Below are 20870 nucleotides of genomic sequence, written 5' to 3'. Positions count from 1 at the left end.
GTGGGCCGAGCCGCATGGATGCGGCGAGAGCGCCGTCAGGACATGGATGTCCGTTCGGCGCGGGCCCACGGAGCGAGACCGGAGTGAAGGAACCCCGAGGCACGAGGGGCCAAACCAGGAGCAAAGCGTTTTTGGTTACTTTTGGGGCGCTCTTGCCAAAAGTGACCCGCCGTAAGGGCGGAACCATAATTCGTGACGCTGGAGATAACGGATATACCCTCGGTTGCACTACCGCCGCTCCGCCTTGAGAACAACAAAACGGCCTTATTCCGACCATCCGCCTGTCGCCGCTGTCGTTCAGCACGCCCGACAGCTATAATCCGCCGCTTTCCCATTTGCCAAGCCACCCGAGACCATGACCGAGTCCGTTCTTGACTACATGACCCGCCTGGGTCGCGCCGCCCGCGAAGCCTCCCGCGTGATCGGCCGTGCCAGCACCGCACAGAAGAACCGCGCCCTCGCAGCCACCGCTGCCGCGCTGGACGCTTCCCGTGCCGAGCTGACCGCCGCCAACGAACAAGACCTCGCTGCCGGCCGCGCCAATGGACTCGAACCCGCTCTGCTCGAACGCCTCTCCCTGACCCCGGCCCGCATCGACAGCATGATCGCCGGCCTGCGCCAGGTCGCCAGCCTGCCAGACCCTATCGGCACCCTGCGCGACATGAACTTCCAGCCCTCCGGCATTCAAGTTGGCAAAATGCGCGTGCCATTGGGCGTCGTCGGCATCATCTACGAATCGCGCCCCAACGTAACCATCGACGCCGCCAGCCTCTGCCTCAAATCCGGTAACGCCACCATCCTGCGTGGCGGCTCCGAAGCCATACATTCCAACCGCGCCATCGCCGCCTGCATCCAGCGCGGCCTCGATGAAGCCGGTTTGCCTGCCGCTGTCGTTCAAGTCGTCGAAACCACCGACCGCGCCGCCGTGGGTGCCCTGATCACCATGCCGGAGTACGTGGACGTCATCGTTCCCCGTGGAGGCAAAGGCCTGATCGAACGCGTCAGCCGCGACGCCAAGGTCCCGGTCATCAAACACCTGGACGGCATCTGCCACGTCTACGTCAGCGCCCATGCCGACCTGGCCGCTGCCCAGCGCATCAGCTTCAACGCCAAGACCTACCGCTACGGCATCTGCGGCGCGATGGAAACCCTGCTCGTCGATCAAGCCGTCGCCGCAGACTTCCTGCCGCCCATGGCCGCCCAGTTCCGCGAAAAAGGCGTCGAACTGCGCGGCTGCGAGCGCACCCGCGACCTGATCGACGTCTTGCCCGCCACCGAAGAAGACTGGCACACCGAGTACCTTGCGCCGATCCTCTCGATCCGCATCGTGACCGGTCTGGATCAGGCCATCGAACACATCAATCATTACGGCTCGCACCACAGCGACGCCATCATCTCCGACTCGCAGGCCCAGACTCGCCGCTTCATGGCTGAAGTCGACTCGAGCTCGGTGATGGTCAACGCGCCCACCAGTTTTGCCGACGGTTTCGAATACGGCCTGGGTGCGGAGATCGGCATTTCGACCGACAAGATTCACGCGCGCGGTCCCGTGGGGCTCGAAGGCCTGACCTGCGAGAAATACATCGTTGTCGGCGATGGCACACAATTGCGCGGGCAGGGGCCGGTCTGACTTGGCCGACGTCGGTCAGCCTTCAGGCAGCGGCGCGCAGGCAATGGCCGATCCGATTGCCGTTCCGCAGAACACGGCCCGGGTGCCAAAGCGCGTCGGCATACTCGGCGGCACGTTTGACCCGGTGCACATTGGCCATTTGCGTGGCGCACTGGAAGTCGCCGAGCTGCTGAAACTCGATGAGCTGCGTCTGACGCCCAGCGCCCGACCGCCTCATCGCGACACGCCGAGTGTCTCGGCGCAGGATCGTCTGGCGATGGTCCAGTGCGCGGTCGCCGGGGTGCCGCCATTGACGGTGGACGATCGCGAGCTGCTGCGCGACAAGCCGTCGTACACGATCGACACGCTGGAATCGATGCGCGCCGAACTGGCCGCCGATGATCAGCTATTTTTATTGCTGGGTTGGGACGCCTTTTGCGGGCTGCCATCCTGGCACCGGTGGGAAGAGTTGCTGGAGCACTGCCATATCGTGGTGCTGCAACGCCCGGACGCCGACAGCGAGTCCCCGGATGCGATGCGAAATCTGCTCGCGGGACGTGCCGTCAGCGATCCGAAGGCCCTCAAGGGGCCCGGCGGAAAGATTACGTTCGTCTGGCAGACGCCGCTTTCGGTGTCTGCCACCCAGATCCGTCAACTGCTGGCCAGCGGTAAGTCGGTACGTTTTCTGGTGCCAGACGCGGTACTGGCCTATATCGATACGCACGGGCTGTACCGTGCGTCGAACTGAAGGTGTGTTGCTACGCAGCCAAGTGCGCGAAGAAACGCCCAAACATACGAGTTGAAAGAGTTTTTTATGACTGACAAACGCGCTGTAAATCCAATCATCGAAGTGATCAGGGCTGCCCTGGAAGACGTCAAAGCCCAGGATATCCAGGTGCTGGACGTTCGTGACAAGCAGAGCATCACTGACTACATGGTCATCGCGACCGGTACCTCCAATCGCCAGATCAACGCGATGCTCGACAAGGTCCGCGAAGAAGTCAAAAAGCAGGGCCTCAAGCCGCTGGGCGAAGAAGGCAAGGGCGACAGCGACTGGGTGCTGCTGGACCTGGACATCGCCATCGTCCACATGATGACCGCCTCCGCTCGCCAGTTTTACGACCTCGAGCGTCTGTGGGCCGGTGCCGAGCAGAGCCGTTCGGCCAGCGCCGCACACCACAGCCCGGAAAACGCTCACGAGCATTTCGACAAGCTGAACAAAGACCAGGCCTAAGGCGTCGTTGTGCGTCTGCGTCTGATCGCCGTCGGTTCCCGCATGCCCAAGTGGGTGGAAGAAGGCTGGCATGAATATGCCAAGCGTCTGCCATCCGAACTGGCGCTGGAGCTGGTGGAAATTCCGCTCAACACCCGTGGCAAGAACGCCGACGTGGCACGCCTCATCCGTCAGGAAGGCGAGGCCATGCTGGCGAAGGTGCAGCCGGGCGAGCGGATCGTCACGCTTGAAGTGCATGGCAAGCCATGGAGCACCGAGCAACTGGCGGGCGAACTCGATCGCTGGCGCCTGGATTCGCGCACGGTCAACCTGATGGTCGGCGGTCCGGAAGGGCTGGCGCCGGAAGTCTGTGCCCGGGCCGAGCAGCGCTGGTCGTTGTCGCCGCTGACGTTGCCGCACCCGCTGGTGCGCATCCTCATTGGTGAGCAGATTTATCGTGCCTGGACCGTGCTGTCCGGTCACCCTTATCACAAGTAGCGCCGCTGCCTTCACTGTGAACCTGCCCTAAATGTCTCAGCCGATCCGCCTGAAAGACCACGAAAAGGACGCACGCCTGGTGCGCAGCCGAGTCGTGGTCGGTGCAGTCGCGGTGGTGGTGCTGATCTGCGTGTTGATCGCGCGGTTGTATTTCCTGCAGGTCATCCAGTACGAGTACCACTCGACGCTGTCCGAGAACAATCGCGTTCACGTGCAGCCGATCCCGCCGAGTCGGGGGCTGATCTACGACCGTAACGGTGTGGTGATCGCCGACAACCGGCCCAGTTTCAGCCTGAGCATGACCCGCGAACGTTCCGGTGACTGGACCCAGGTGCTGGACACCATCGTTCAGGTGCTTGAGCTGACGCCGGATGACCGGATCATCTTCGAAAAACGCATGAAGCAGGGCCGGCGGCCGTTTGAGCCGGTGCCCATTCTGTTCGAGCTGACCGAAGAACAGATCGCCCGCATCGCCGTCAATCAGTTCCGTTTGCCGGGCGTTGAAGTGGTCGCGCAACTGGTTCGCCACTATCCGCAGGGCGAGCATTTCGCTCATTCGGTGGGTTACATGGGCCGGATCAACGAGAAAGAGCTGAAAAGCCTCGATCCGGTGAATTACAGCGGCACCCATCACATGGGCAAGACCGGTATCGAGCGCTTTTACGAGCCCGAGCTGCACGGTCAGGTCGGTTACGAAGAAGTCGAAACCAACGCCCGCGGCCGCGTCCTGCGCGTGCTGAAAAGAACCGATCCGGTGCCCGGCAAGGACATCGTCCTGAGCCTCGACATCCAGTTGCAGGAAGCCGCCGAAGCCGCGCTGGCAGGGCGTCGCGGTGCGGTGGTGGCGCTGGACCCTAACACGGGTGAGGTGCTGGCGATGGTCAGCCAGCCGAGCTTCGACCCCAACCTGTTTGTCACCGGCATCAGTTTCAAGGCGTACTCCGAACTGCGCGATTCGGTCGACCGCCCGCTGTTCAACCGCATTCTGCGGGGCCTGTACCCACCGGGTTCGACCATCAAGCCGGCGGTGGCGATCGCCGGTCTCGACACTGGCGTGATCACGGCCAGCACGCGGGTATTCGACCCCGGCTATTACATGCTGCCGAACTACGACCACAAATACCGCAACTGGAACCGCACCGGCGATGGCTGGGTGGACCTGGACACGGCGATCATGCGCTCCAACGACACCTATTTTTACGATCTGGCCCACAAGGTCGGGATTGATCGGCTGTCGGCGTACCTGAACAAGTTCGGTATCGGTCAGAAAGTCTCACTGGACATGTTCGAAGAATCCCCCGGCCTGATGCCGTCCCGTGACTGGAAGCGCGTCACCCGGCGGCAAGCGTGGTTCCCGGGTGAAACACTCATTCTGGGGATCGGCCAGGGCTACATGCAGGCCACTCCGCTGCAGTTGGCCCAGGCCACCGCGCTGGTGGCGAACAAAGGCAAATGGAACCGTCCGCACCTGGCCAGGACCGTCGAAGGGCAAAAGCCGGTGGACAAGAACCCGATGCCGGACATCGTCCTGCGCGACCCGTCCGACTGGGCCAAGGTCAACCACGGCATGCAGCAAGTGATGCACGGCGCTCGCGGCACCGCGCGCAAAGCCGCCATTGGTGCCCAGTACCGCATCGCCGGCAAGAGTGGTACGGCCCAGGTCGTGGCCATTCGGCAGGGCGAGAAGTACGACCGCTCGAAAGTCCAGGAACGCCACCGCGACCACGCCTTGTTCGTCGGCTTCGCGCCGGCCGACAGTCCGAAGATCGTCGTTGCGGTGATGATCGAAAACGGCGAGTCGGGTTCGGGCGTTGCCGCGCCGGTGGTGCGGCAGGTCATGGACGCCTGGCTGCTTGATCCACAGGGCCATCTGAAACCCGAATACGCCAGCAATGCACAGCCTCCGGAGACCGCGGCCCGTGAAGAGTAATTTCGACCGCATCCTGTCCAGCGAAGATGTGATGCGCCGTCGCGCCACGTTTCTGCAGAAGATTCACGTCGATGGCCCGCTGTTGATCCTGCTGCTGACGCTGGCGGCGGGCAGCCTGTTCGTGCTGTATTCGGCCAGCGGCAAGAGCTGGGACCTGCTGATCAAGCAAGCGACCTCCTTCGGCATCGGCCTGGTGTCGATGTTCGTCATCGCCCAGCTTGAACCCCGATTCATGGCCCGCTGGGTGCCCGCCGCCTACGTGATCGGCGTGCTGCTGCTGGTGGCGGTGGACGTCATGGGCCACAACGCCATGGGCGCGACGCGCTGGATCAACATTCCCGGAGTCATCCGCTTTCAGCCCTCGGAATTCATGAAGATCATCATGCCGGCGACCATCGCCTGGTACCTGTCCAAGCGCACGCTGCCGCCGCACCTCAAGCACGTGGCGGTGAGCCTGGGGCTGATTGGTCTGCCGTTCATTCTGATCGTGCGTCAGCCAGACCTCGGCACCTCGCTGCTGATTCTGGCGTCCGGCACCTTCGTGCTGTTCATGGCCGGCCTGCGCTGGCGCTGGATCATCAGCGTGGTGGCGGCAGCGGTCCCGGTGGCCGTCGGCATGTGGTTCTTCTTCATGCACGACTACCAGAAGCAGCGGATCCTGACCTTTCTCGACCCGGAGAGCGATCCGCTCGGCACCGGCTGGAACATCATTCAGTCCAAGGCAGCGATCGGTTCGGGCGGCGTATTCGGCAAAGGTTGGCTCATGGGAACGCAGTCGCACCTGGACTTTCTGCCTGAAAGTCACACCGACTTCATCATTGCAGTGCTTGGCGAGGAATTCGGGCTGGTGGGGATTTGCGCGTTGCTGCTTATCTATCTGTTGCTCATCGGCCGCGGGCTGGTGATCACCGCCCAGGCGCAGACGCTCTACGGCAAGCTGCTCGCGGGCAGCCTGACCATGACCTTTTTTGTTTACGTTTTCGTCAATATCGGTATGGTCAGCGGTCTGCTGCCGGTCGTAGGCGTGCCGTTGCCCTTCATTAGCTACGGCGGAACTTCGCTGGTGACGCTGCTGTCAGCGTTTGGTGTTTTGATGTCGGTCCATACACATCGCAAGTGGATCGCTCAGGTTTGATTAAGGTGAAGAACTCAATGCAAGTAGTGCGTGGCTGGGCTGCTCGATATGCGCCGCTGGTCGGTCTGATGGGCATCTTCGGCTCAGTGCAGGAATCACTTGCCGGTGACTATGACGGCTCTCCTCAAGTCGCCCAGTTCGTCAGCGAAATGACCCGCGATTATGGGTTTGCGGGTGAGCAGCTGATCGATGTGTTCCGCGATGTGCAGCGCAAGCAGGCGATCCTCGATGCCATTTCCAGGCCCGCCGAACGCGTCAAACCGTGGAAAGACTATCGCCCGATGTTCCTCACCGACGCGCGCGTTGCCCGGGGCGTCGACTTCTGGCGTCAGCACGAGGTCGCCCTGGCGCGCGCCGAGAAAGAGTATGGCGTGCCGGCTCAGGTGATCGTTTCGATTATCGGCGTTGAGACGTTTTTCGGCCGCAACACCGGTAATTACCGGGTGATGGACGCATTGTCGACGCTGGCGTTCGACTATCCCCAGCGCGCCGATTTCTTCCGCAAGGAGCTGCGCGAGTTCCTGTTGCTGTCCCGCGAACAGCAGGTTGATCCGCTGACGCTCAAAGGCTCCTACGCCGGCGCCATGGGTTTGCCCCAGTTCATGCCGAGCAGCTTTCGCGCCTACGCGGTCGATTTTGACGGCGATGGCCACATCAACATCTGGAACGACCCTGACGATGCAATCGGCAGCGTCGCCAGCTACTTTCAGCGTCACGGCTGGGTGGCTGGCCAGCCAGTTGTCAGTCGCGCGGATGTGCGCGGTGACCGCGTCGACGAGGGCTTGAGCCCCGGCATTGATCCGGTGAAAAACGTTGGGGAGTTGCGAGCGCTGGGCTGGGCGAGTCATGATGCGCTGCGCGACGACATGCCGGTCACGGCGTTTCGCCTCGATGGCGACAAAGGCCCTGAATACTGGATGGGTTTGAAGAATTTTTACGCAATCACGCGGTACAACCGCAGCGTGATGTACGCCATGGCCGTGCATCAGCTGTCTGAAATGCTTGTTCAAGCCCGGGACGTCAAGTAATGCGGTCACTGCCGATTCAACAACCATTGAAACTGATGGCCTTCACGGCGCTGACTTTGCTGATCGTCAGTTGCTCAACCAGCCGCCCGACGACAACGGCCCAACGGCAGTCGGGCAACGTGATCCGCTCGCAGCCCGGGCTGGACATCAACAGGGCGCACAAAGACGGCGCGCCCTGGTGGGACGTCGATGTTTCGCGCATCCCGGACGCCATTCCAACCCTGCACACCGGCCCGTACAAGGCCAACCCGTACACCGTGCTGGGCAAGACCTATTTCCCGCTCAGCGATTCCAGGACCTATTCCCAGACGGGAACAGCGTCCTGGTACGGCACCAAATTCCACGGCCAGAACACCGCCAACGGCGAGGTCTATGACCTGTATGGCATGAGCGCGGCACACAAGACCCTGCCGCTGCCCAGCTATGTTCGCGTGACCAACCTGGACAACAACCGCACGGTAATCCTGCGGGTCAACGATCGCGGCCCGTTCTATTCCGACCGCATCATCGACCTGTCCTACGCCGCCGCCAAAAAGCTCGGGTATGCCGAAACCGGCACGGCGCGGGTAAAAGTCGAAGGCATCGATCCGTCGCAATACTGGGCGCAGCGCGGCAAACCGGCACCACTGATGCTGGATCAGCCGCAGGTGGCCAGCAACACGCCGCCACGTCAGCCTCAACCGGGCGCTCCGGTGATCACCGCCTCAGCGGGTACGATCGAGCAATGGACGCCGCCGCCGCAGCAACACGCTGCCCCGGTCACACCCGTGCCGATCGACGCAAAAAAAAACGTTTCCGGACAAGCGTCTGGGCTGTTTCTCCAAGTGGGAGCCTTCGCCAACCCGGACGCTGCGGAACTCCTGAGGTCGAAATTGAGCGGGATGGTCCGAGCGCCGGTGTTCGTGAGTTCGATCGCACGCAATCAACAGACGCTCTATCGCGTGCGGATGGGACCGGTCGACACGCCGGGTGAAGCCCAGCAACTGCAAAACAGCGTAAGGTCGGCCAATCTCGGCTCGCCAAGCGTCGTCACGTCGGACCAGTAACGCTTTTATCAGCGATGCCCGCCCCGGCAACGGAGGCGGGTTTCGCTGCCTGACCGACGACGTGCCGACCGGGTTTGTCGTTGTCAGCAGCTTTTCACGGCACGTTCTGTAGAATGTGAGCCCGTTTGCCGGGGTAGCCCGGCACCCGCTTTGCCCGCAAGGGCATGTTTGCCCATTAGCATTTTCGAGAGACGGATGAACATCACCAGCTTTGCAAAACGCCTTTGCCTGCTAATCCCGCTATTCACCGCGCCTGCCGTGTTTGCGGCAGAACAGATGACGCCATCGCCACCGCAACTGGCTGCCAAGGCTTATGTGCTGATGGATGCCAACAGCGGTAACGTTCTGGTCGAAAACAATGGCGACCAGCGCCTGCCACCGGCCAGTCTGACCAAGCTGATGACCGCCTACATCGCCACGCTGGAAATCCGTCGTGGCCAGATCGGCGAAAACGACCCTGTGACCGTCAGCGAAAACGCCTGGCGCACCGGCGGTTCGCGGATGTTCATCAAAGTGGGCAGCCAGGTCACCGTCAGCGACTTGCTGCACGGCATCATCATTCAGTCGGGTAACGACGCCAGCGTTGCGCTTTCCGAGCACATCGCCGGCAGCGAAGACGCCTTCGCCGACCTGATGAACAAGACCGCTGCCGACCTGGGCATGGTCAACAGCCACTTCATGAACCCGACCGGCCTGCCGAACCCGGATCACTACGCCACCGCCCATGACATGGCCCTGCTGGCGCGCGCGATCATCCACGAAGACCCGGCTCACTACGCGATCTACTCCCAGAAAGAGTTCTTCTGGAACGGCATCAAACAGCCGAACCGCAACCTGCTGCTGTGGCGTGACAAGACCGTCGACGGTCTGAAAACCGGTCACACCGAAGAAGCCGGCTACTGCATGGTGTCCTCGGCCGTTCGTGATGGCATGCGTCTGATTGCGGTGGTGTTCGGCACCAACAGCGAGCAAGCTCGTGCTGCCGAGACTCAGAAACTGCTGACCTACGGTTTCCGCTTCTTCGAAACCCAGACCTTCTATCAGAAGGGCACCGAACTGGCTCAAGCGCCGGTCTGGAAAGGCACCGAGCGTCAAGTCAAAGCCGGTCTGGCAGAAGACCTGACCATGACCATGCCTAAAGGCGAGCTGAAGAAGCTGGCTGCCAGCATGACCATGAACCCACAGCTGGTTGCTCCAATCGCCAAAGGTGACGTCATCGGCAAGGTTGAGGTCAAACTGGACGACAAGGTCGTGCACAGCGCCAACCTGATCGCCCTGGACGCCGTCGACGAAGGTGGTATCTTCCGTCGCCTGTGGGATAGCATCCGCCTGTTCTTCTACGGTCTGTTCAACTGATCAACGATTGATCAAAAGCTGACCGTTGCTCCGTACGCCCCCGTCGCCGAACGCGCCGGGGGCCTGTCCGTTTTCCGGCTTACGAGGCCGTTACTGCCATGACAGATACCGAAGTAAAAGCGCCAAAAATCGAATTTCCCTGCGCCGACTATCCCATCAAGATCATCGGCGACACAGGTGTGGGCTTTAAAGACAGAGTCATCGAGATTCTTGAGAAGCACGCCACCGTCGACATGAAAACCCTGGCCGAGCGTCAGAGCAGCAACGGCAAGTACACCACCGTTCAGCTGCACATCATCGCCACCGGTCAAGACCAGCTTTACGACATCAACAGCGAATTGCGGGCCACCGGCTTCGTGCACATGGTGCTGTGATGGGGCCGGTTCTGGGCTTTCGTGAACTCGGGTTGACCGACTACGAGCCCACCTGGCAGGCCATGAAACGCTTCACCGACGGTCGCGACCGCGAAACCGCCGATGAGGTCTGGCTTGTGCAGCATCCGCCCGTCTTCACCCAGGGCCAGTCCGGCAAGCCCGAGCATTTGCTGCTGCCGGGGGATATCCCGGTGGTACAGGTCGATCGCGGCGGCCAAGTGACTTATCATGGCCCCGGCCAACTGGTCGCGTATCTGCTGCTGGACGTGCGCCGTCTGGGCTTTGGCGTTCGCGAACTGGTCACCCGGATCGAGCACAGCCTGATCGATCTGCTGGCCAGTTACGGCGTAGACGCCGCAGCCAAGCCTGACGCACCGGGGGTTTATGTCGACGGCGCCAAGATTGCCTCGCTGGGGCTGCGCATTCGCAATGGCTGTTCGTTTCACGGCCTTGCGTTGAACGTCGATATGGATCTGGACCCTTTTAAACGGATTAATCCCTGCGGCTATGCGGGGCTGGCGATGACCCAGCTGCGTGAACAGGCAGGTCCGATTGAATTTGCCGAGGTTAGTGCCCGGCTGCGTGCGCAGCTCGTCAACCACCTCGACTACGCTGAGCAGACGACCCTAACGGGCGGAATCGATTGATATGACTACTGCGTATGAGGCAGCTGACACTGTCGTGAATACAGAGAATGCCGTTCAAACCCTGATCCCGACAGTGAGCGTGGCCACGCCTGAGCGAGTGGCCCGTCCTAAAGTGGAAGCCGGCGTGAAGCTGCGCGGCGCGGAAAAAGTCGCGCGCATCCCGGTGAAGATCATTCCGACGGTCGATCTGCCGAAGAAGCCGGACTGGATTCGCGTGCGCATCCCGGTCTCGCCGGAAGTCGACCGCATCAAAGCGCTGCTGCGCAAGCACAAGCTGCACAGCGTGTGCGAAGAGGCGTCTTGCCCGAACCTGGGCGAGTGCTTCTCCGGCGGCACCGCGACCTTCATGATCATGGGCGACATCTGCACCCGTCGCTGCCCGTTCTGCGACGTCGGCCATGGCCGTCCGAAAGCGCTGGACACCGATGAGCCGAAGAACCTCGCCGTTGCCATCGCCGACCTGAAACTCAAGTACGTCGTGATTACTTCCGTGGACCGTGACGACCTGCGCGACGGCGGTGCTCAGCACTTTGCCGACTGCATCCGCGAGATTCGCCTGCTGTCGCCAAACGTGCAGCTGGAAACCCTGGTCCCGGATTACCGTGGCCGCATGGACATCGCGCTGGAAATCACCGCCGCGACGCCGCCAGACGTCTTCAACCACAACCTGGAAACCGTGCCGCGCCTGTACAAGGCTGCGCGTCCGGGTTCGGATTACCAGTGGTCGCTGACCTTGCTCAAGCGTTTCAAGGAAATGGTCCCCCACGTGCCGACCAAGTCCGGGCTGATGCTGGGCTTGGGCGAGACCGACGAAGAGGTCATCGAAGTCATGCAGCGCATGCGCGAGCACAACATCGACATGCTGACCCTGGGGCAGTACCTGCAACCTTCGCGCAACCATTTGCCGGTCCAGCGCTTCGTGCACCCGGACGTGTTCGACTGGTTCGCCGAGGAAGGTTACAAGATGGGCTTCAAGAACGTCGCCTCCGGCCCGCTGGTCCGCTCGTCGTACCATGCGGACGAGCAAGCCAAGCTGGTCAAGTCGTTGCTCACGGCGGGTTGATCACAACGCTGCAGATGCATAAAGCAAAACGGGCCGGATAGAAATATCCGGCCCGTTTTTTTATGCGTGACGTTCACGTCGGTGTGCCCAAGATGCATCGCCATAACGGCACACGCATTCTGTAGGAGCCGGCTTGCTGGCGAACCCGGTTGCCCCGACAAACGTATATAGCCTGACGGACCGCGTTCGCCACTGTCGTAACCTCCGGCAGCTCCTACAGGTCGTGCGCTCGCCTGCGGATGCTGGCTGAACAGTTACGGCTTGCGCAACTGCACCAGCAATTCCTGGGTCGGATACCCGTCCGCCGGCCAGCCAAAGGATTGCTGTGCACTGCGAATCGCCTTGCGCGTGTTGGCGCCGATGATCCCGTCGGGCGCGCCTGCGTCGTACTGTCGGGCCGAAAGCAGCGTCTGCAGCTCGATACGCTCGGTGCGGCTCAGCGGGCGATCACCCCTTGGCCAGCTGCCCTGCACATAACCGCCGCCATTGAATCGCTCGGACAGCAAACCGATGGCCATCGCATAGGACGACGAGTTGTTGTACTTCAGAATGGCGCGGAAGTTATCCATCACCAGAAAGGCCGGGCCTTTGTAGCCAGCGGGCAGCAGCAACGCCGCCTGTTGTTGCAGCAGATTGGCCGGCAGCGCAGAACCGTTCGGTAGCTTCAGCCCCAGCTGTTGCCATTCGCCGATGGATTTGCGGGTTGAGGCATCCGCCAGCGCGTAATCGAAACCCTGAGCCAGTTGCACTTCGAAGCCCCACGGCTGGCCTTTCTGCCAGCCGGAGCTTTGCAGGTAATGTGCAGTGGAGGCGAGGGCGTCGGTGGGGGAGTTCCAGATATCACGGCGACCGTCGCCGTCGAAGTCCACCGCGTGGGTGTTGTAGGTCGTCGGTATGAACTGCGTCTGACCCATGGCGCCGGCCCACGAGCCCAGCATGCTCGGCGCATCGATGTCGCCGTGCTGGATGATCTGCAGCGCGGCGATCAGTTGATCCTGCGCAAACTGCGGTCGGCGGCCTTCATAGGCCAGCGTCGCCAGTGAGCGAATCACTGACTGCGTGCCCTGAAACTGGCCGAAGCTGCTCTCCATGCCCCATACGGCGACCAGTGCTTGGCGATCAACGCCATAACGCTGCTCGATGGCGCTCAGCGCGTCGGCGTATTGATTCAGCAGGGCCTGACCCTTGCGCACGCGTACGGCCGACATGGCGCCGTCCAGGTATTCCCAGACCGGGCGGCTGAATTCCGGCTGGCTGCGATCGGCCTTGACCACGCTCATGTCCGGCGTGACACCGGCAAATGCGTTATCGAACACCTCGGGGCGCACACCTGCGTTCAACGCCAGAGCCCGAAACTGGCTCTGCCACTCGCTAAAACTCATCGCAGGCTGGATTTCAAAGTTGCCGTCATCAGGTTGCGCAACGGCGCCTAAGGGCGTGGGCAGGTTCTTGACGACTTGCGCTGCGGGCGCGGACTGGAGAGGGGTGGCAACGGCAGCGGTAGGCTGCTCGGCACAGGCAACCAGCGCGAAGAGGCTGGAAGCGGCGATCAACTGGCGGAGGTGCCAGCGACGGGGAAAGCTTGGGGGCATTCTGGGGTCCACAGGGCTAAACCGGAAGGTGCAGACCTTAACATGCCGGCCCTGTTGGTGGGGCGTCAGTCAGTAACCTGAAGTTTTCAAGCCGCCATAACGGAAGAAGCCTCCCAGCTTTTAGACTGGAAGGCTTCGCGGCGGTAGCTGCCTTTGCCCTTGCCGGGTTGTTCCTGACGGCTGCGGAACAGTGGCTGGGCGATAATGGATTTGGCCTTGTTCGGCCGCTTTTTGGCTTTGCTCATGGCGTTCTCGCTCAAGTGGTGGGGTGCAGCAGCGGGGGATATTCGGCCAGTTCGGCGCCGCTGTCCAATTAACCTGGCCTATCGAAACGTTACAGATTATTCCGCCGGCAATGCCAGCCGTTGTCCCGCCATCAGCAGCGTCAGACGACTCAGGCTGCTCCAGACCGAGCCTTGGGCCTGGCCTTTGATCTGCGCGTCAATGTGTTGCGCGTCCATCAATAGCTGGCCCCAGCGTCGCGCGGAGTGGCGTTGCAGGGCTTTGCTCATCAGCGGTTTGCGCTTGTCCCAGATGGGCGGACGCGCCTGGCTGAAGGCTTTGTCCAGCGGGATGCCCTGGCTGAACTGCAATGCCAGATTGGCCAGTACACGCAGCTCGCGGGACAGCGCCCAGAGAATGACCGGAGGCTCAACGCCTTCGCCGCGCAGCCCTTCGAGCATGCGCAGCGCGTGGGCCGCTTCGCCGTTGAGGATTGCGTCAGTCAGACCGAAAACATCGAAGCGCGCGCTGTCGGCCACCGCCGCCTGTACAGTCTCGACGGTGATCTGGCCTTCGTCGGCCATGAGCTTGAGCTTTTCGATTTCCTGCGCAGCGGCCAGCAAGTTGCCTTCTACCCGCGCGGCAATCAGCTCGATGGCGTCTGGGGTTGCTGCGAGGCCGGCCTGTGACAGTCGCTGACGAATCCATTGCGGCAACTGGCTGGCATCCACCGGCCAGATCTGCACGAACTGGGTCTGCGGCCCTTCGACCAGCGCCTTGCCCCATTTGGTTTTCTGCGCCGAGCCGTCGAGCTTGGGCAGGCTGATCAACAGCAGCGTGTCTTCGGCAGGACGGCCGCAGTACTCCAACAGCGCGGCGGCGCCTTTGTCGCCGGGTTTGCCGGACGGCAGGCGCAACTCCAGCAGCCGGCGCTCGGCGAACAGCGACATGCTCGCGCCCGCCTGAAGCAGGGTGCCCCAGTCGAAGCTTGAGTCGGCGCTGAACACCTGACGTTCGTCATAGCCTTGCTGGCGCGCAGCCGCACGAATGGCGTCGCATGCCTCCTGGCACTGCAGCGGATCATCCCCGCTGACAATGTAGACAGGCGCAAGCGCACCTTGCAGGTGTTTGGAAAGCTGGGCGGGGGCGAGTTTCATGGGTCAGAAAAGATCAGGGCCGGCGAACCGGCCCTGATGCCGTCACTTGGACGGGATTTCGATAGGCGACTGCTGTGGCGTCTCGTCGCGAATGCGCTGAGCAGCGGCTTCGGCATCCGCTTGGGCGCGGGCAGCGGCGTCGGCTTTGGCTTGCAGCTCGTCAAGGCGCTCAGGTGTCAGCTGCTGCAGACGGGCCAGCACTTTCTGCACGAGGTCAGTGCGCATTTCCTTGCGGATCTGATCGGCTTCCTGGTCAGAGCCGATCAGGTTGTTGCCGTCGTGAACGAAGACTTTCTGCGACTGAACGGAGTCATCGATCAGCAGAACATCTTTGCTGCCGTGAATTTCGTATTTCAGCACGGTGGTCAGCTCGTATTCGGCGGAACGGCCGGAACCGGCGTAGCTCGCGGTGCGCTGGGTTTCGTCCTCACGGGCGATGAACAGTTTGTACTGGGCGCCGGTGTAGACGTGTACGCCGCTGTTGGTCAGGGTCTGACGCAGCTGGGTGACGACGTCGCCGTAGGCGTCGCGCGCGCTCACGTCCAGTTCCTTGATCGACAGGGCGTTGGTGCCAGTGCCGCGCAGCTGGAAACCGCAGGCGCTCAGCAGAACCGCGAGTCCCATTACCAGCAGATTGCGTTTGATCATCTTGTTGCTCCCTTGAATCCGTTAGAGCCCGGCATCCCGGGTTCTTGAAATGTATACGGGCCCCTGCACACAGGCGCCCGATTGCGTCAGCTGGCGACGATGTTAACCAGTTTGCCCGGCACCACGATGACCTTGCGGATCGTCAGGCCGTCGATGAAGCGCAGCACGTTTTCGTTGATCCGTGCGGCCGCCTCGACTTCCTCGCGGGTGGCGCTGGCCGGCATCTCGATGTGGCCACGCAGTTTACCGTTGACCTGAATCACCAGCTGCAACGTGTCCTGCACCAGCGCCGAGTCATCGACCACAGGCCAGCCGGCATCGATAATCGGACCGGAGTGACCCAGTGCAGCCCACAGTTCGTGGCTGATGTGAGGGGTGATCGGGGCCAGCAGCAGCGCGACCGTCTCCAGACCTTCCTGCAACAGCGCGCGGTCCTGAGCCGAAACCTGCGGTGCCTTTTCCAGCACGTTCATCAGCGTCATCACCTGAGCGATGGCGGTATTGAATTTGTGATGCTGCCCAACGTCTTGACCCGCCTGCTTGATAGCCAGGTGAATCGAGCGGCGGATGGCCTTCTGGTCGTCGTTCAGCGCGGTTTTATCGAGTGCGCTTGCAGCGCCCGCTGTCACATGAGCCTGAGCCAGGCGCCAGACACGCTTGAGGAAGCGGTGCGAGCCTTCCACGCCGGAGTCAGACCATTCCAGGCTCATGTCAGGCGGCGAGGCGAACATCATGAACAGGCGGCAAGTGTCTGCGCCGTACTGATCGATCATCGACTGAGGGTCGACGCCGTTGTTCTTCGATTTCGCCATCTTCTCGATGCCGCCGATTTCAACCGGCTGGCCATCGGCAATCAGTTTTGCGCCGATGATCTTGGCTTTGCTGTCGCGTTCGAACTCGACGTCCGCCGGGTTGAACCAGGTTTTGCTGCCGTTGGCTTCCAGACGATAGAACGTCTCGGCCACGACCATGCCCTGGGTTAACAGGTTCTTGAACGGCTCGTTGGAGCTGACCAGGCCTTCGTCGCGCATCAGCTTGTGGAAAAAGCGCGCGTAGAGCAGGTGCAGGATCGCGTGTTCGATACCGCCGATGTATTGATCAACCGGCAGCCAGTGGTTCGCGGCCTTCGGGTCGACCATGCCGCCTTCGTAATGAGGTGAGGCGTAGCGAGCGAAGTACCATGAGGACTCGACGAAGGTGTCCATCGTGTCGGTTTCGCGCTTGGCCGGTGCGCCGCAGGTCGGGCAGCTGCACTCATAGAACTCGGGCATGCGCGCCAGCGGTGAGCCCGCGCCGTCGGGTACCACGTCTTCGGGCAGCTTGACCGGCAGTTGATCTTCCGGGACAGGCACGTCGCCGCACGTGTCGCAGTGAATGATCGGGATCGGGCAGCCCCAGTAGCGCTGACGGCTTATGCCCCAGTCGCGCAGGCGGAACTGAGTGCGTGACTTGCCGAGGTCTTTCTTGAGCAGCGCGGCTTCCATGGCGTCGAACGCACCGGAGAAGTCCAGCCCGTCGAACTCGCCGGAGTTGATCAGCTGACCGTGCTCGCCATACGCGTCCTGCCAGGGCGCAGGGGTTTCATCGCCCGCGCTGGTGCGTACAACGGCTTTGATCGGCAGGCTGTACTTGGTCGCGAACTCGAAATCACGTTCGTCGTGTGCAGGAACGGCCATGACCGCGCCGTCGCCGTAATGCATCAGCACGTAGTTGGCGACCCACACCGGCAGTTTCTCGCCGGTCAGCGGGTGCTCGACGAACAGCGAGGTCGGCAGGCCTTTCTTTTCCTGAGTGGCGACGTCGGCTTCAGCGACGCTGCCGCTCTTGCATTCGTTGATGAACGCTTGCAGCTCGGGATTGTTCTGCGCAGCCAGGGTCGCCAGCGGATGCTCGGCGGCCACGGCCACGTAGGTCGCGCCCATCAGGGTGTCGGGGCGGGTGGTGAAGACTTTCAGGGTGCCGGCTTCGCCGATGGACGCCTGGTCGTACGGGAACTGCACTTCCATGCCGCGGGATTTGCCGATCCAGTTGCGCTGCATGGTCTTGACCTGTTCAGGCCAGCCCGGCAGCTCGTCGAGGCTCTCCAGCAGCTCATCCGCGTAGGCGGTGATCTTGAAGTAGTACATCGGGATTTCGCGTTTTTCGATCACCGCGCCCGAACGCCAGCCGCGCCCGTCGATGACCTGCTCGTTGGCCAGGACGGTCTGGTCGACCGGGTCCCAGTTCACGGTGCCGTTCTTGCGGTAGATCACGCCTTTTTCGAACAGGCGAGTGAACAGCCATTGTTCCCAGCGGTAGTAGTCCGGTTTGCAGGTGGTGATTTCGCGAGACCAGTCGATCGCCAGACCCAGGCTCTTGAGCTGGTTCTTCATGTAGGCGATGTTTTCGTAGGTCCATTTGGCGGGTGCGACGTTGTTCTTCATCGCGGCGTTTTCCGCCGGCATGCCGAACGCGTCCCAGCCCATCGGCTGCAGGACGTTTTTGCCTTGCATGCGCTGATAGCGGGCGATCACGTCGCCGATGGTGTAGTTGCGCACGTGGCCCATGTGCAGCTTGCCGCTGGGGTAAGGGAACATCGACAGGCAGTAGAAGGTGTCCTTGCCTGGCTGTTCACTGACTTCAAAAGACTTTTGCTCGTCCCAGAAGGTCTGGGCGGCGGCTTCGATTTCGCGGGGCTGGTAGAGTTCGTGCATGGCTACTTTTGGCTGAAATGAGTGACCCTTGACCGCTTCTCGGCGTGACCGGATCAGAAGCCTTCGCATGCCAGACGGGGCCGTCCGCATTGCGATGCATCCATGCCCGGTGGGGCGGAAGTGGATTTACAGGAAGCGCCGTAGCATACATCAGGCTACCAAGCCGAGGGAAACCCTGATTGCGTGCTCAAGACTCGGCATCTGCGGCATCCGCCGTTGGTCGCGGCATCGCGCCGGTTTTTGAAGCGGCGCTAAGCTCACTGACGGGGGTAAGTGTTTATCTTCAGTGAGGTGAGCGGATGGCAGAGCTGCAGCATGAAGTAGAGCAACCTGATGTGTATGACCGTCTGATCGATCGTCTGGGCCTGGCTCTGGACACGGCAAAAACAGCAGTGCGACTTCGAAACGAGTCCCCTGCCGAGCTTGAGTTGCGTGGCTTGAGTCACGCCGAGTTTCAGCTGATCGAGGCCTATCTGGGCAGAACCGAAGTCGTTTTCAAAGAAGATTCTCCGATCGTTGCGAGGGGAAGTTCCAGCACCTCACGGGAGCCTTCCGAGTCGATGCGAGCGCCGCATCCTCAAGCCAATGTCATCTGGCTCAAGGATCAGCGCCGAGCCAAGGTGTCGGCAAAGTTGAGTCGCTACAGTTCCACCAAACATTTCAAGCGTTAACTTCTGCGGGGGCTGACCCCGGCCAATAGAGCATTGCTGCTTAGCGTCATTGCTTTTAGGCTTCGGGCATCTTTGGAGATGCCCGATGCCTTTTCGTTATTTCATCAAGAACCTGCTCCTGCCTCCGGGCGTTTTCCTGCTGTTGTTAGTGCTCGCCTGGTGGTTGAGAAATCGCCGGCCGGCGTTGGCGCGGGTGCTGTTCGTGATCGGCGTTGGCGGGATGACCGCGATGAGTCTGCCGATTGTGGTGGAGTGGTCGGCGAAGGGCATCGAGAGCATCCCGCCGCTGCCGCAGAGCGAGTGGGCGACATTGGCCCAGCGTGCCGATGCGATCGTGATTCTGGGGTCGGGCCGCGAACGCAATGACCCGAGCTGGGGCACTGATATCCCCACGGGCGTTGCGCTGGAGCGCATGAGGTATGCCGCGCGTTTGTCGAAAGCGTCGGGTCTGCCGATCCTCACCACCGGCGGGCTGCATTACGGCCAGCCGCCGAGCGAAGCGGCGATCATGGCGGACTCCCTGCGCGACGACTTTGGCGTGAAAGTCCGTTGGCAGGAAGGTGAAAGCCGCACGACCTGGGAAAACGCCAACATGTCGGCCGCGATCTTATTGCCCCAGGGCATCAAGCGTGTGGTCGTGGTGACCCAGGCGTGGCACATGCCGCGTTCGGTCTGGAGTTTCGAAAAGGCCGGATTTGAAGTGGTTCCGGCGCCGGTGGGATTCCTGAGCGTGGACAACGCCCGCCCGTTCGGTGGCTGGACGCCGGAGGCGAGGGCAGTGTGGCAGAACGGGCAATTGATCAATGAGGCCGCGGGATTGGTGGGGTATCGGTTGTTTTACCGATGACCTGAGCAGCAGGCTTCGGGACCCGCTGTCAACGCGCGTACCCCCTGACACCGCGCGCGCTGTTAGTGGGACCGGCTTTAGCCGGGAAAGCGTCAGGTGTCACACCGCAAATCTGATGGTGTTCATGCGGGCCTTTTCCCGGCTGAAGCCGGTCCCACTAATAGTCCGCGTGCATTCAGTCAGGCGGGTGCTGCTCAATGGTGGGACCTGACTAAGTCGGCGGGACTGGCTGCGATTTAATTGTGGGACCGGCTTTAGCCGGGAAAGCGTCAGGTGTCACACCGCAAATCTGATGGTGTTCATGCGGGCCTCTTCCCGGCTGAAGCCGGTCCCACTAATGGTCCGCGTGCATTCAGTCAGGCGGGTGCTGCTCAATGGTGGGACCTGACTAAGTCAGTGGGACTGGCTGCGGTTTAATAGTGGGACCGGCTTTAGCCGGGAAGGCGTCGTGTGTCACACCGCAAATCTGATGGTCCCCAAACTGGCCTCTTCCCTAGGACGTCCTCATTTACCAGAAATCTCTCGATACCCAGTCACTATAGGTAAAGCGGTTCACTGCTTTTACTGTTCGCCTTCACAACGAGGGAGAGCGGCGAAATGTATGGAAACAAACATGAACGGTCTTTGCGTATAGGTCGATATTCCCAACAGGGAAACGTCTATCTCGTTACCTCTGTAGTAAAGGATCGCAGCCCTCTATTCAGTGATGTTCAGAAAGGTCGCCTGGTGGTTAAGGAGATGAAACGTCTGCACGACTCAGGCGTCGTGCATTCATTGGCCTGGGTGGTCATGCCTGATCATCTGCATTGGCTTTTTGAACTCAAGTCAGGATCGCTACCTGCGCTCATGCAAGCGCTGAAGGGCAGAACCTCATTCGCAGTGAACAAGGCACATGGTGCAAAGAAAATGACATGGCAGAAGGGTTATCACGATCATGGGGTCAGGTCCGATGAGGACCTCGTTGAAATGGCTCGCTATGTCATCAACAACCCAATCCGGGCAGGGCTAGTGATGCGCCCGGGAGACTATCCACTGTGGGACTGCGAATGGATGCTTGAGTGGGACGGCCTGTAGCTGTCCCACTGACACACCGAGTGCTCTTAGTGGGACCGGCTTTAGCCGGGAAGGCGTCAGGTGTCAT

20 protein-coding genes are annotated in these 20870 nt (G+C 61.4%); 15 read left to right on the top strand and 5 right to left on the bottom strand.

Annotated features, from left to right (window positions below):
- The first annotated feature begins 355 nt into the window (after nucleotides 1–355).
- The 12 genes from ACQKEN_RS11590 to lipA all read left to right on the top strand — a co-directional run bounded on the left by ACQKEN_RS11590 (nucleotide 356) and on the right by lipA (nucleotide 11899).
- Nucleotides 356–1630 (top strand): glutamate-5-semialdehyde dehydrogenase, encoded by a 1275-nt coding sequence (locus ACQKEN_RS11590; protein ID WP_427685561.1) that lies wholly within the window; start codon nucleotides 356–358, stop codon nucleotides 1628–1630.
- An 82-nt stretch (nucleotides 1631–1712) separates the two neighbouring features.
- Nucleotides 1713–2357 carry a nicotinate-nucleotide adenylyltransferase gene (gene nadD / locus ACQKEN_RS11585; RefSeq protein WP_166650594.1) on the top strand — a complete coding sequence of 215 codons (645 nt, stop codon included), beginning with the start codon at nucleotides 1713–1715 and terminating at the stop codon, nucleotides 2355–2357.
- 66 nt (nucleotides 2358–2423) lie between these two features.
- Complete coding sequence (gene rsfS, locus ACQKEN_RS11580) at nucleotides 2424–2843, top strand: ribosome silencing factor (protein WP_065988378.1); 420 nt, start codon at nucleotides 2424–2426, stop codon at nucleotides 2841–2843.
- Between the two features lie 9 nt (nucleotides 2844–2852).
- The gene (gene rlmH / locus ACQKEN_RS11575; protein WP_037017961.1) at nucleotides 2853–3320 is read left to right on the top strand and encodes a 23S rRNA (pseudouridine(1915)-N(3))-methyltransferase RlmH; all 468 of its coding nucleotides are present in this window, start codon (nucleotides 2853–2855) and stop codon (nucleotides 3318–3320) included.
- 31 nt (nucleotides 3321–3351) lie between these two features.
- A complete protein-coding gene (mrdA, locus tag ACQKEN_RS11570; RefSeq protein WP_427685560.1) occupies nucleotides 3352–5250 on the top strand; it encodes a penicillin-binding protein 2 in 1899 nt (632 codons plus the stop codon).
- 31 nt (nucleotides 5251–5281) lie between these two features.
- A complete protein-coding gene (rodA, locus tag ACQKEN_RS11565) occupies nucleotides 5282–6385 on the top strand; it encodes a rod shape-determining protein RodA (RefSeq protein ID WP_065988478.1) in 1104 nt (367 codons plus the stop codon).
- Between the two features lie 17 nt (nucleotides 6386–6402).
- On the top strand, nucleotides 6403–7413 hold the full coding sequence (gene mltB, locus ACQKEN_RS11560) for a lytic murein transglycosylase B (protein ID WP_427685559.1): 1011 nt from the start codon (nucleotides 6403–6405) through the stop codon (nucleotides 7411–7413).
- Nucleotides 7413–8459 (top strand): septal ring lytic transglycosylase RlpA family protein, encoded by a 1047-nt coding sequence (locus ACQKEN_RS11555; RefSeq protein ID WP_427685558.1) that lies wholly within the window; start codon nucleotides 7413–7415, stop codon nucleotides 8457–8459. Before mltB ends, ACQKEN_RS11555 begins: the two co-directional genes overlap by 1 nt.
- A gap of 195 nt (nucleotides 8460–8654) precedes the next feature.
- On the top strand, nucleotides 8655–9815 hold the full coding sequence (locus ACQKEN_RS11550; RefSeq protein WP_282367192.1) for a D-alanyl-D-alanine carboxypeptidase family protein: 1161 nt from the start codon (nucleotides 8655–8657) through the stop codon (nucleotides 9813–9815).
- A gap of 98 nt (nucleotides 9816–9913) precedes the next feature.
- Nucleotides 9914–10189, top strand: coding sequence for a DUF493 domain-containing protein (locus tag ACQKEN_RS11545; RefSeq protein WP_074892711.1), 276 nt, complete (start codon nucleotides 9914–9916; stop codon nucleotides 10187–10189).
- Nucleotides 10189–10836 carry a lipoyl(octanoyl) transferase LipB gene (gene lipB / locus ACQKEN_RS11540; protein WP_427685557.1) on the top strand — a complete coding sequence of 216 codons (648 nt, stop codon included), beginning with the start codon at nucleotides 10189–10191 and terminating at the stop codon, nucleotides 10834–10836. Before ACQKEN_RS11545 ends, lipB begins: the two co-directional genes overlap by 1 nt.
- Before the next feature lies 1 nt (nucleotide 10837).
- Nucleotides 10838–11899 carry a lipoyl synthase gene (gene lipA / locus ACQKEN_RS11535; protein ID WP_122536892.1) on the top strand — a complete coding sequence of 354 codons (1062 nt, stop codon included), beginning with the start codon at nucleotides 10838–10840 and terminating at the stop codon, nucleotides 11897–11899.
- Nucleotides 11900–12153: 254 nt separating this feature from the next.
- On the opposite strand, the gene ACQKEN_RS11530 is transcribed toward lipA, so the two are convergent.
- The 5 genes from ACQKEN_RS11530 to leuS all read right to left on the bottom strand — a co-directional run bounded on the left by ACQKEN_RS11530 (nucleotide 12154) and on the right by leuS (nucleotide 18211).
- Nucleotides 12154–13491 (bottom strand): lytic murein transglycosylase, encoded by a 1338-nt coding sequence (locus ACQKEN_RS11530; protein WP_427685556.1) that lies wholly within the window; start codon nucleotides 13489–13491, stop codon nucleotides 12154–12156.
- An 86-nt stretch (nucleotides 13492–13577) separates the two neighbouring features.
- Nucleotides 13578–13736, bottom strand: a complete 159-nt coding sequence (gene arfA / locus ACQKEN_RS11525; RefSeq protein WP_037017982.1) for an alternative ribosome rescue factor ArfA — start codon at nucleotides 13734–13736, stop codon at nucleotides 13578–13580.
- A 96-nt stretch (nucleotides 13737–13832) separates the two neighbouring features.
- Nucleotides 13833–14870 (bottom strand): DNA polymerase III subunit delta, encoded by a 1038-nt coding sequence (holA, locus tag ACQKEN_RS11520; protein ID WP_133776069.1) that lies wholly within the window; start codon nucleotides 14868–14870, stop codon nucleotides 13833–13835.
- A 42-nt stretch (nucleotides 14871–14912) separates the two neighbouring features.
- Nucleotides 14913–15518, bottom strand: a complete 606-nt coding sequence (lptE, locus tag ACQKEN_RS11515) for an LPS assembly lipoprotein LptE (RefSeq protein ID WP_427685555.1) — start codon at nucleotides 15516–15518, stop codon at nucleotides 14913–14915.
- 86 nt (nucleotides 15519–15604) lie between these two features.
- Nucleotides 15605–18211, bottom strand: coding sequence for a leucine--tRNA ligase (gene leuS, locus ACQKEN_RS11510; RefSeq protein ID WP_427685554.1), 2607 nt, complete (start codon nucleotides 18209–18211; stop codon nucleotides 15605–15607).
- A 299-nt stretch (nucleotides 18212–18510) separates the two neighbouring features.
- On the opposite strand from leuS, the gene ACQKEN_RS11505 reads away from it, so the two are divergent.
- The 3 genes from ACQKEN_RS11505 to ACQKEN_RS11495 all read left to right on the top strand — a co-directional run bounded on the left by ACQKEN_RS11505 (nucleotide 18511) and on the right by ACQKEN_RS11495 (nucleotide 20803).
- Nucleotides 18511–18882, top strand: coding sequence for a hypothetical protein (locus ACQKEN_RS11505; protein ID WP_427685553.1), 372 nt, complete (start codon nucleotides 18511–18513; stop codon nucleotides 18880–18882).
- An 85-nt stretch (nucleotides 18883–18967) separates the two neighbouring features.
- Nucleotides 18968–19729 (top strand): YdcF family protein, encoded by a 762-nt coding sequence (locus tag ACQKEN_RS11500; RefSeq protein WP_427685552.1) that lies wholly within the window; start codon nucleotides 18968–18970, stop codon nucleotides 19727–19729.
- Between the two features lie 597 nt (nucleotides 19730–20326).
- Nucleotides 20327–20803, top strand: coding sequence for an REP-associated tyrosine transposase (locus tag ACQKEN_RS11495; RefSeq protein WP_427685551.1), 477 nt, complete (start codon nucleotides 20327–20329; stop codon nucleotides 20801–20803).
- Nucleotides 20804–20870: the final 67 nt, after the last annotated feature.

It is taken from the genome of Pseudomonas sp. NPDC078416 (assembly GCF_050268485.1).
In the GTDB taxonomy this organism is placed as follows: Bacteria; Pseudomonadota; Gammaproteobacteria; order Pseudomonadales; family Pseudomonadaceae; genus Aquipseudomonas.
This window is presented reverse-complemented; position numbering and strand designations above follow the sequence as displayed.

Excerpts from the sequence above, each read along its gene's own strand:
- lipA (WP_122536892.1), top strand. The coding sequence starts at position 10,838 with ATGACTACTGCGTATGAGGCAGCTGACACTGTCGTGAATACAGAGAAT.
- ACQKEN_RS11550 (WP_282367192.1), top strand. The coding sequence starts at position 8,655 with ATGAACATCACCAGCTTTGCAAAACGCCTTTGCCTGCTAATCCCGCTA.
- mltB (WP_427685559.1), top strand. The coding sequence starts at position 6,403 with ATGCAAGTAGTGCGTGGCTGGGCTGCTCGATATGCGCCGCTGGTCGGT.
- ACQKEN_RS11505 (WP_427685553.1), top strand. The coding sequence starts at position 18,511 with ATGGCAGAGCTGCAGCATGAAGTAGAGCAACCTGATGTGTATGACCGT.
- rodA (WP_065988478.1), top strand. The coding sequence starts at position 5,282 with ATGCGCCGTCGCGCCACGTTTCTGCAGAAGATTCACGTCGATGGCCCG.
- rsfS (WP_065988378.1), top strand. The coding sequence starts at position 2,424 with ATGACTGACAAACGCGCTGTAAATCCAATCATCGAAGTGATCAGGGCT.
- ACQKEN_RS11555 (WP_427685558.1), top strand. The coding sequence starts at position 7,413 with ATGCGGTCACTGCCGATTCAACAACCATTGAAACTGATGGCCTTCACG.
- lptE (WP_427685555.1), bottom strand. The coding sequence starts at position 15,518 with ATGATCAAACGCAATCTGCTGGTAATGGGACTCGCGGTTCTGCTGAGC.
- ACQKEN_RS11530 (WP_427685556.1), bottom strand. The coding sequence starts at position 13,491 with ATGCCCCCAAGCTTTCCCCGTCGCTGGCACCTCCGCCAGTTGATCGCC.
- ACQKEN_RS11545 (WP_074892711.1), top strand. The coding sequence starts at position 9,914 with ATGACAGATACCGAAGTAAAAGCGCCAAAAATCGAATTTCCCTGCGCC.
- ACQKEN_RS11495 (WP_427685551.1), top strand. The coding sequence starts at position 20,327 with ATGTATGGAAACAAACATGAACGGTCTTTGCGTATAGGTCGATATTCC.
- ACQKEN_RS11500 (WP_427685552.1), top strand. The coding sequence starts at position 18,968 with ATGCCTTTTCGTTATTTCATCAAGAACCTGCTCCTGCCTCCGGGCGTT.
- leuS (WP_427685554.1), bottom strand. The coding sequence starts at position 18,211 with ATGCACGAACTCTACCAGCCCCGCGAAATCGAAGCCGCCGCCCAGACC.
- lipB (WP_427685557.1), top strand. The coding sequence starts at position 10,189 with ATGGGGCCGGTTCTGGGCTTTCGTGAACTCGGGTTGACCGACTACGAG.
- holA (WP_133776069.1), bottom strand. The coding sequence starts at position 14,870 with ATGAAACTCGCCCCCGCCCAGCTTTCCAAACACCTGCAAGGTGCGCTT.
- arfA (WP_037017982.1), bottom strand. The coding sequence starts at position 13,736 with ATGAGCAAAGCCAAAAAGCGGCCGAACAAGGCCAAATCCATTATCGCC.
- mrdA (WP_427685560.1), top strand. The coding sequence starts at position 3,352 with ATGTCTCAGCCGATCCGCCTGAAAGACCACGAAAAGGACGCACGCCTG.
- ACQKEN_RS11590 (WP_427685561.1), top strand. The coding sequence starts at position 356 with ATGACCGAGTCCGTTCTTGACTACATGACCCGCCTGGGTCGCGCCGCC.